8 protein-coding genes are annotated in these 9,395 nt (G+C 71.9%); 3 read left to right on the top strand and 5 right to left on the bottom strand.

The window, feature by feature from the left end; genetic code table 11:
- The first annotated feature begins 368 nt into the window (after positions 1–368).
- On the top strand, positions 369–1,232 hold the full coding sequence (locus tag ACWGI8_RS32420) for an alpha/beta fold hydrolase (RefSeq protein WP_453666375.1): 864 nt from the start codon (positions 369–371) through the stop codon (positions 1,230–1,232).
- A gap of 67 nt (positions 1,233–1,299) precedes the next feature.
- Here the strand turns inward: ACWGI8_RS32420 and ACWGI8_RS32415 are convergent, their stop codons facing one another.
- From ACWGI8_RS32415 to ACWGI8_RS32395, 5 genes are all read right to left on the bottom strand, one after another.
- Positions 1,300–1,740: a subtilase-type protease inhibitor gene (locus tag ACWGI8_RS32415; RefSeq protein ID WP_453666374.1), complete on the bottom strand. Its 441-nt coding sequence runs from the start codon at positions 1,738–1,740 to the stop codon at positions 1,300–1,302.
- 452 nt (positions 1,741–2,192) lie between these two features.
- Positions 2,193–3,059, bottom strand: a complete 867-nt coding sequence (locus tag ACWGI8_RS32410; protein ID WP_453666373.1) for a hypothetical protein — start codon at positions 3,057–3,059, stop codon at positions 2,193–2,195.
- Positions 3,060–3,088: 29 nt separating this feature from the next.
- Positions 3,089–4,693, bottom strand: coding sequence for a transporter (locus tag ACWGI8_RS32405; RefSeq protein WP_453666371.1), 1,605 nt, complete (start codon positions 4,691–4,693; stop codon positions 3,089–3,091).
- Complete coding sequence (locus tag ACWGI8_RS32400) at positions 4,690–5,508, bottom strand: ABC transporter ATP-binding protein (protein WP_453666370.1); 819 nt, start codon at positions 5,506–5,508, stop codon at positions 4,690–4,692. The genes ACWGI8_RS32405 and ACWGI8_RS32400 overlap by 4 nt, the downstream gene beginning before the upstream one ends.
- A gap of 41 nt (positions 5,509–5,549) precedes the next feature.
- Positions 5,550–6,260, bottom strand: a complete 711-nt coding sequence (locus ACWGI8_RS32395; protein ID WP_453666369.1) for a bifunctional DNA primase/polymerase — start codon at positions 6,258–6,260, stop codon at positions 5,550–5,552.
- Positions 6,261–6,503: 243 nt separating this feature from the next.
- On the opposite strand from ACWGI8_RS32395, the gene ACWGI8_RS32390 reads away from it, so the two are divergent.
- Complete coding sequence (locus tag ACWGI8_RS32390; protein ID WP_453666368.1) at positions 6,504–7,886, top strand: transcriptional regulator; 1,383 nt, start codon at positions 6,504–6,506, stop codon at positions 7,884–7,886.
- A gap of 382 nt (positions 7,887–8,268) precedes the next feature.
- Positions 8,269–9,395 (top strand): hypothetical protein (locus tag ACWGI8_RS32385; RefSeq protein WP_453666367.1); only part of this gene is annotated, 1,127 nt, incomplete at its 3' end.

Here is a 9,395-nt window from a genome sequence, read left to right as displayed (position 1 = left end):
CGGGCGGTTCGCGTGCCACGCTGGGCTGAGGCATATGCCCGGGGGTGGGCACGTGTCGATCGTTCGCACGCCATGCGCGTACATGGACGGCCCCGGCGCCCATGGGCGCCGGGGCCTGTCCTCCCCATTGCTGACCCGGAGCCCCGAGCTCCCAGGGTCACTCCCCTCGGACCGGTTTCCCCGAGCGGCCCGCCTCCCGCTGAAGATCTCCCCTTGCCGGCGGCCGTCAATCCTTGAGCATGGTCACTCGAACGAGGGGTGTTGGCTGCGAGATCCCAGTTTTCGAATAGAAGTTCGATAGTCTGGCGGGGCTCGACCGCTTCGGAGAGCTCGGAGATCCACGGGGGACAGAAGGGGGTGCCAGGACCATGGTGCGGCGCATCGACGTGACCGGAGCGGGTGGCGTTCGCCTCGCTGCCTGGGAGTTCGCCGACCCGCCCAAGGGGCGCGGCGAGACGGACCGCGCGCCGGGCGTGTTATTGCTGCACGGGCTGATGGGCCGCGCCTCGCACTGGGCCGCCACCGCCCGGTGGCTCGCCGAGCGGCACCGCGCCGTCGCCCTGGACCAGCGCGGCCACGGCCGCAGCGAGAAGCCGGCCGACGGTTCGTTCGCCCGCGAGGCGTATGTCTCCGATGCCGCGGCCGCGGTCGAACAGCTGGGCCTCGCCCCGGTGACCCTCATCGGCCACTCCATGGGCGCACTCACTGCCTGGCAGCTCGCCGCAGAGCGCCCCGACCTCGTCCAGGCCCTCGTCATCTGCGACATGCGCGCCTCCGCGCTGGGAGCGGCCTCCCAGCGTGAATGGGAGGACTGGTTCCGTACCTGGCCCGTCCCCTTCGCGACCCTCGCGGACGTCCGCAAGTGGTTCGGTGAGGACGACCCCTGGGTGGAGCGCCCGAGCCCCGCGCGCGGTGAGTTCTTCGCCGAGGTGATGGCCGAGCGTGCGGACGGCTGGCGTCCGGTCTTCTCCCGCCGTCAGATGCTCACGTCCCGCGAGACCTGGGTCCATGACGCCCACTGGGACTCCCTCGCCCAGGTCCGGTGCCCCACCCTCGTCGTCCGCGGTCTCGACGGCGAACTCGGCCGCGCCGAGGCCCAGGAGATGGTCCGCGTCCTGCCCCGCGGGCAGTACGCCGAGGTCGCGGACGCCGGTCATCTCGTCCACTACGACCAGCCGGATGCCTGGCGCGGCGCGATCGAGCCGTTCCTGGACGGTGTGCTGACTCCCTGAGCCGGACCGCCACAGGGGCGGCGGACCGGGTCCACCGTCTGGCCCGGTCCGCCGCGTCGGGGGTTGGTCAGAAGCTGAAGACCTTGGCGCCGGACAGGCTCTCCCGCATCTCGCACTCGTTGCCGTACGTGGTCGACCAGTCGACCCGCTTGCCCTGCCACACACCGCTCGCGCCGACCGTGACCGGGTCCCACTGGCGCGTACAAGGGCGGCGGGGAGCGCCGGTCAGCAGGCCGAACTGTCCGTCCACCTCGGTCAGTTCCTGGCATGCCGCGCGGGGCGCGGGGTGGCTGCCGCTCGGCTTGGGTGCACAGTTCAAGGTCACCGCGCGCTCGATCGTCGCCGTCGCAGCGTCGCCCTTGCCGACCATCAGTACCATCGCCGACGGCGCGTAGAGCCCGGTGGGCTTCGCGGGCTCGGCGTGTGCCACGCCCGCGGCGGCGGTCCCGCTGAGGACGAGTGCGGCCGCGGAGGCCGTCGCGCCGAGTGTGTTGAGAATGTAACGCATGGGTGAAGCTCCTTCGCCGGTGATTGCGATTGCGCTCGGGAGTCTTGCTGATGCGTACAGTGATCGCACATTTATCACCTGTTTCCGGCCGCATACGCTCACGGCGTGCCGATCGAATGGTCGTTCGGCCTGTTCGGAAGGGGTGCGAGGCGCGCGCGAGGCGGTGTCCAACATATGGACATTCGCTAGTGGTACAAGCCGGAACGACCATCTGACCTGCTGCTATCGGAAATTGGTTCCATCTTTGAACAGCGCCCCCAGCAGTCGTTCGGCCGGAAAGCGGTGCCTCGCCCCGGCCCGGCGTACCCGGTCCGCGGCACTTCGCGATGCGGGTCGGCGTACGCCTTCGTATACAGCGAAGGGCCGGGGCGGAGAGTCGCGCTCCGCCCCGGCCTCGCGGTGATGCGGCCCCGGTCCGCCTCCACTGTCTGCACGCGGTCTGCACAATCGGGTCAGGCGATGGGCTTCCTGGTCTCCTCGCGCACCTTCAGCGTGTTCGCGGCCGCCGCGTCGAGATCGATGGACTCCGGGCTCTGCGCCGCGGTCTTTGCCGTGACTTCGGCGATGGAGCCGCTCGTGTTTTCGTCCGCCCAGGCGCACATGGCGAAGGGGCTCTTCTCGCCCCCGGGCTGTTCCATGGTCAGGACCTGGCAGGTGATGGTGACGTCCGAGCCGGTCACCTCGATGTCCTTCGGCGCCACGGCGACCGTCGCGCCGTCCGCCTCGGCCGCGCCCTCCAGCATCTTGTCGCGGGCCAGGTCCGGGTTCTTGATCCGCCCGTACAGGCCCGAGAGGACCAGTACGCCCGTTCCGTCCTTGTCGACGGACGTGTACTGGCCGGCGACGCCCTTCGCACCGCGGATGTTGGACTTGCTCGTGCCCGCCAGTTCCGCCTCACTCTTGTCGGAGTGATCCTGCGTCAGCGTGTACCGGCCGTCCAGCAGCGTCTTCGGGAGCGTGATCTTGTGCGTCGCCGCCGGGAAGGAACCGGAGGCTCCGAGGCGGCCCAGATTGTTGCCGGCCCAGCCGAGCGCCACGACCCCGACGACGATCGCGGCGGAGATCCCCAGGATCCGGCCGTTCCGGGTCTTCTTCGGCGGCATCGGCGGCGGCCCGCCCCAGGCGCCCTGCTGCTGCGGGAAGGGGACCTGGGGCGGGTACGGCGCCTGTTGCGGGTGCTGTGGATACCCCTGGTGCTGCGGGTAGGGCGCCTGGGGCGGCCACGGCTGTCCCTGCTGTGGCTGAGGGGGCCCGTACGGCTGCTGCGACGGAGACCCCTGGTGCTGCGGGTACCCCTGAGGCGGAGGAGGCATGGACATGATCCGTACCGTACGTCAGGGCACGACTCTCACCCCTTGCTGACCGCCGTCAGTATCTCCGGCAGCCGCTCCGCCGTCTGACGGGCCGCTACCCGCAGTCCGCCCCACGCCACCACGGCGCCGTACGCGATGCCCAGCGGCAGCAGGCTCCACAGCGCGGACTCGGCACTCGCGGCGTTCAGCCAGATCGTGAGCGCGATCAACGGTGCGCACAGCAGCGCGGAGGCCACCATTCCGCCGAAGATGGAGATCCATGCGAGACCGCCCTGCCCCGGGGCGACGTTCTTGTACGCGCTGTCCTGCGGGATCGAGTACGGGAAGCGCGCCGACGCCAGCGCACCCGTCGACAGCATCGCCCCCAGCAGCGCGAAGGCGATCCCCAGTGCCTCCGGCAGCGCCCTCCAGTTGCTGAGCAGCGCCGCCGTGGCAACCGTGACCAGGACCGTGTACGGGAGCGTGATCAGCAGCAACGCCAGTGCACGGGCGCGCAGTTCGAGGTACGCGTCCCGCGGCGACGAGATCGTCTGCGCGACCATCCAGAACGCGGACGTGTCCTGCCCGAACTGGTTGTACATCTGGACGCCGAGCATCCCCGACGCGAAGCACGCGAAGTAGATCGACCCGGTGCCCTGGAGGGCGTTGAAGACAGGCACGATCATGCCGATGACCAGCGCCGTCACCCAGGCCGTCTTCGTCTTCGGATCGCGCCAGACGTAGCGCAGGCTGCGCTGCATGACCGTGCCCGTACGGCCGCCCGGCAGCAGCCGGTGCAGCCCCGTGGAGGTGGCCCGGCGGCTCGGCTCCGACGCGGCGGCGAGCGTCGAGCCGTCAGGCGCCGTCATCAGCCGGGTGAGACTGTGCTGCCATCCGTACAGCAGCCCTCCCAACGCCGCCGCCGAGAGCGCGAGCTGCGCGACGGCGATGCCGTACGAGCCCGCGCTCGCCGAGTCGATCGCACCCATCGCCGACGACGGCGGGATCCAGCGGACCACCGACGCCACCGGTTCGAGCGCCGAGAGGCCGCCCGCCCGGCCGAGCCGCTGCGCGCCGAAGTTCACGAACTGGATGCCCACCGCGATCACCAGACCGCTCAGCACGGCCAGATCGCGGCCTTTGCGGCTGGTCAGCAGCCGGATATTGGCAGCCGCGACCGCTCGCGCCAGTGCCACGCACACCAGCAGGGTCAGCGGTACGGCCACCACCGCGACCAGCACCGCGCCCGCACCGTGCGCCAGTGCCAGCGCGCCGCCCACCACCAGGCAGAGCGTGAACAGCGGGCCGATCCCGACCAGCGAGGCCATCAGCAGCGCCGACACCAGCGGCCGCGGGCGCAGCGGCAGCATCACCAGCCGGGTCGGGTCGAGCGTCTCGTCACCGCTCGGGAAGAACAGCGGCATGAACGCCCAGCCCACCGCGAGCACACCGACCAGCAGCACCACCAGCGACGCCGCGCTCTCCGTGCCGCGCAGCAGGACGAGCCCGAAGAGCTGACCCGCCGCGATCAGCAGCGCCACGACCGCCGAGGCGATGAACGCGGCGGTACGGCCCGACGACTGGCGCAACCCGTTGGTCAGCAGCGAGAGCTTGAGCCGTACGAAGACAGGAGTCAGGGACCCGGTCGTCGGAGTCGTCATCGCGAACCGCCGCCGCCCAGCCACTCCAGCGAGTCACCGGTGTCGCGGTCACCCGCGCCGACCAGCTCCAGGAACGCGTTCTGGAGCGACGACGCCGTGCCCCGCACTTCCGCGAGCGTCCCCTGTGCCCGGATCCGGCCCGCCGCCATCACCGCGACCCAGTCGCACAACGACTCCACCAGCTCCATCACATGGCTGGAGAACACGACGGTCGCCCCGGACGCGGTGTAGCGCTCCAGCACCCCACGGATCGTCTGCGCCGAGACGGGGTCGACACCCTCGAACGGCTCGTCCAGGAAGAGCACCTGGGGATTGTGCAGCAGCGCCGCCGCCAGGCCGATCTTCTTCCGCATGCCCGTCGAGTAGTCGACGACCAGCTTGTGCTGCGCCCCCGCCAGATCCAGTACGTCCAGGAGCTGTGTGGCCCGCTTGTCGACCTCTTCGCCGGGCAGCCCTCGCAACCGGCCGGTGTACGCGAGGAGTTCCCGCCCCGACAGCCGCTCGAAGAGCCGCAGCCCCTCGGGCAGCACACCGATCCTGGCCTTCACCTCGACCGGGTCGCGCCAGACGTCGTGGCCGACGACCTCGACCTTGCCCTGGTCCGGGCGGAGCAGCCCGGTCACCATCGACAGAGTGGTCGTCTTCCCCGCGCCGTTCGGACCGACCAGGCCGATGAACTTGCCCGCGGGCAGGGTGAGATCGATGCCCGCGACCGCGATCTGCTCGCCGAATCGTTTCCACAGCCCCTGTACACGAACGGCGGGCGGCGCCGTTCCCGGCGTACCGCCCGCCCTGTTTTCCGTCTGGTCCGGCATGGTCTGCTGCCTTCCGTTGTCCCCGTTCTACGGGAGCAACACTACGATCGCCGGTCCCGCTCGTCGGCCGCCTCCCGTCCACACGCGTATGCCAGCGGGCTGATGAGTTCCTCCGCGTCCGGGAGCCAGCGGTTCGCGGGCGTCGGCCTGCGCACCCACTGCACCGCTCCGTGACTGCCGACGCGGGTCGGCGGAGCCGCGACATAGTGGCCGTCGCCGCGTGCCACCAGGTCGATCGAGCTGGGCGTCCAGCCCAACTTCCGTACCAGATCAGGGACCTTCAGGGCGGCGCCGGGCAGCACGAAGAAGATCATCCGCCGGTCCGGGGTGCAGGTCACCGGGCCGAGCGCCAGATCCATCCGCTCCATCCGGGCCAGTGCCAGGAAACCGGCGGACTCCGAGACGTCGAGTGCGTCGAACGTCCGCCCCGTGGGCAGCAGGATCGACGCCTTCGGCTGCTTCCCCCACAGCCGGCGCGCGGCCACGGCGCTGCCCGTCGCCTGCGTCGACCAGTCCGGCCGGGAGGGGTGCGCCCCCGGCGCAACGCACGCCTCCGCGCCGCACGAGCACCTTTCCGCGCCCTCGACGGCCTCCAGCCAGGTGCCCGGGACCACGTCCCAGTGACGCTGCTCCGCGTACCGAACCGCGCTGTCCAGCAGCTGTTCACCCCGCTGCTTGGGGATGTGGGCGGCCTCCGTGACGCCGATGGAACCGCCGACTGACTCTTCGATGGTCTCTTTCACGATGAACACAACTCCCGCCACCACCGCGGGTTACGGCCGCGCACGGCCGGGGCATGGCGCATCGATCCTGCATTTGGGGCGCATGGGTGCACGGCCGGGGGCGCGCGTGCGGGCGGGGCCCGGCGGGAGGGTAGCCAGTTGCGGGAGCGGCATTCACCCGTAATCGTCCGAGCTCATCGGCATTCTCCGGATAACGCCGGGAAGTGATCAAGTGAAGATCACGATCAGCGCGGTCCGGTACAGGGGGTAGTCATGGCAGCGAGGCCACTCGTCGCCCGCCAGCCGAACGAACGGCTGCAGGCGCTCATCCAGGAAGCCGGGTGCTCCAACGCCGGGCTGGCCCGCAGGGTCAACATGGTCGGGGTGGAGCGCGGCCTCGACCTGCGGTACGACAAGACGTCCGTGGCGCGCTGGCTGCGCGGACAGCAGCCACGCGGGCGGGCTCCAGGGATCATCGCCGAGGCGCTGGGCCGCAAGCTGGGACGTACGGTCACGATCGACGAGATCGGCATGGCCAACGGCAAGAATCTGGCGTCGGGGGTCGGGCTTCAGTTCGCGCCGACCGTGCTCGGTGCGATCGAGCAGGTCTGTGAGCTGTGGCGCAGTGATGTGGGCAGGCGTGACTTCCTGTCCGGGTCGACCGTCGCGGCGTCGGCGCTCGTGGAGCCCAGCCGTGACTGGCTGATCACCGGAGCGGACGCGCAGGTGGCGCGGCAGGGCGGGGCGCGGGTGGGGGTGTCGGACGTCGAGGCGGTGCTGGCGATGACGCAGGCGCTCACGGGTCTCGACCACCGGTTCGGGGCCGGGCACGTGCGGCCGGTCGTCGTCCACTACCTGAACAGCGTGGTGTCCGGGCTGCTCTCCGGCTCGTACCGGGAGCCGGTGGGCCGGCAGCTCTTCGCGGCGGTGGCGCGGCTCACCGAACTCGCCGGGTACATGGCGGTGGACACGGGCCAGCCCGGGCTCGCGCAGCGCTACTACATCCAGGCCCTGCGGCTCGCGCAGGCGGCGGGCGACCGGGCGTACGGCGGCTACGTCCTGGCCGCGTCCATGAGCCATCTCGCGGCGCAGCTCGGGAACCCACGGGAGATCGCGCAGCTGGCGCGGGCCGCGCAGGAGGGCGCGCGGGGTCGGGTGACGCCGCGGGCCGAGGCCATGTTCTACGCGGCGGAGGCGCGGGGGCACGCGCTGCTCGGCGACGCCCGCGCCTGCCACGAGGTGGCGGGCAAGGCGCTCTTGGCGCTGGACCGGGCCGATCCCGACTCGGGGGACGACCCGGCCTGGATCGCCCACTTCGACCATGCCTATCTCTCCGACGAGCTCGCGCACTGCCACCGCGACCTCGGCCAGGCCGCGGCGGCGGCCCGCAGCGCGACCGACTCCCTCGACGGCCACCCCGAGTCGCGCGCCCGCCGCCGCGCGATCGGCCTCGTGCTGCTGGCCACGGCCCAGGTCCAGCAGCGCGAGGTCGAGGCGGCCTGTCACACGGGCACACGGGCGGTGGAGCTGCTGGGCACCCTGCGGTCGAGCAGGGGCGCGGAGTATCTGGACGACCTGCGGCAGCGCCTGGAGCCGTACGCGGACGAGCCGGCGGTGCGGGAGTTCGGGGCGAGGGCGGAGATGGCGGCGGCGTGAGTCTCCGGGGCGTGCGGGGCGCCCGGGGCGTGCGGGCCGAGTGAGTCGTCCGGGCTGTGTGAGGCCTGCGGGCTGTCCGGGGCGTGCAGGCCGGCTGAGTCGTCCCGGGCGTGCGGGGCGCCCGGGGTGCGCGGGCCGAGTGAGTCGTCCGGGGCGTACGGGCTGTCTGGGTCCGTGCGGGCCGGCTGAGTCGTCCGGGCTGTCCGGGGCGTACGGGTCGGTGAGCTGTGCCGGGCCTTGCCCCCGGCACACCTCCCTTCGCGGGGCGTAAGCAGCGTCTTCGGGAGCGTTCTTGTTACCCGTCCCACACGTGTGTGCGGACCCCCTGACCCACCCGGTAGCGTGAACCGACGGTTCCGTAGGTCCACACGTAGGAGTCCCGGTGACGCACAGCGGACAGGGTGACGAGGCGCAGCTCCCGGCCGCGCGGCCCGCGCACGAAGGTGTCGTGCTGCCCGCGGACGGCAGCGAGCCCTGGATACCGGGAGTCAGCGGAGAGCAGGTCGCCCCGGCGGGTGGGACCCCCTGGGGTGCGCCCTGGGGGCCCGGGCAGGAGGCGCAGCCGCTGCCGCAGCAGCAGATGCCGGGTGCGCCCGGTACGGCGGCTCCGTACGGGCAGCCGCAGCCGCTGCCGCCGCACGGCGCACCGGCCCAGCAGCCGGGACCGTACGGGCAGATGCCGCAGCCGATGCCGCAGGCCATGCCACAATCGATGCCGCAGGCTCTGCCCTCCGACGCCGACGCCACGCAGTACATCGCGCCCGTCCCGTCCGCTGCCGAGGCCACGCAGTACATCGCGCCTGTGCCGCCCGGTGCCGGGGCGCTTCCGCCGGAGGCTCCCGCCGAGTCGACGCAGTTCCTGGGGACGCGCCCGCTCGCCGCGCAGGGCGGAGCGGAAGCCACGCAGTATCTTCCGCCCGTACCGCAGCAGAACGTTCCGCAGCAGCACGTCCCCGCCCCGCCGCCGGGCGCCCCGTACGGCATTCGGCCCGGTGCGCCCGACGAGCGGCAGCCTCCCGCGGAGTTCGACAACCTCTTCCGCAGCGCGGACGGCGCGGGCCACACGGCGGACTCGACGCAGCAGATGCCGCGCTTCGGCGCCGAGCCGGGGGCCGCGCCGCACCAGCGGCAGTACGCGCCGCCGCAGGCGCCGGTGCCGCCGCACGAGCCTCAGCAGACGTACGACCCCGAGCCGCGCCGCTCCTCGCGCGTGCCGGTGATCGCCGCGGTCGTGGTCGGGTGTGCCGTGCTGGGTCTCGGCGCGAGCGCGCTGATGTTCGGTGGCGGTGGCGACGACAAGGGCAAGGACGACGACAAGACGATCGCCGCCGCGACCTCGCCGGCGTCGGACTCGGCGACGCAGGACGCCGCCGACCCGGCCAAGCCGCAGGCCGAGGCGCTCGACAAGCTGCTCGCGGACAGCAACGACAGCCGAGCCGCAGTGATCCGGTCGGTCGAGTCGATCAAGTCCTGCCAGAACCTGGACCAGGCGGCGACGGACCTGCGCGG

This window comes from Streptomyces sp. NPDC054841 (genome assembly GCF_053611045.1).
This window is presented reverse-complemented; position numbering and strand designations above follow the sequence as displayed.

Bases quoted from the DNA above. Each gene is read 5' to 3' on its own strand.
- ACWGI8_RS32420 (WP_453666375.1), top strand. From the start codon at position 369: ATGGTGCGGCGCATCGACGTGACCGGAGCGGGTGGCGTTCGCCTCGCT.
- ACWGI8_RS32390 (WP_453666368.1), top strand. From the start codon at position 6,504: ATGGCAGCGAGGCCACTCGTCGCCCGCCAGCCGAACGAACGGCTGCAG.
- ACWGI8_RS32400 (WP_453666370.1), bottom strand. From the start codon at position 5,508: ATGCCGGACCAGACGGAAAACAGGGCGGGCGGTACGCCGGGAACGGCG.
- ACWGI8_RS32415 (WP_453666374.1), bottom strand. From the start codon at position 1,740: ATGCGTTACATTCTCAACACACTCGGCGCGACGGCCTCCGCGGCCGCA.
- ACWGI8_RS32405 (WP_453666371.1), bottom strand. From the start codon at position 4,693: ATGACGACTCCGACGACCGGGTCCCTGACTCCTGTCTTCGTACGGCTC.
- ACWGI8_RS32410 (WP_453666373.1), bottom strand. From the start codon at position 3,059: ATGTCCATGCCTCCTCCGCCTCAGGGGTACCCGCAGCACCAGGGGTCT.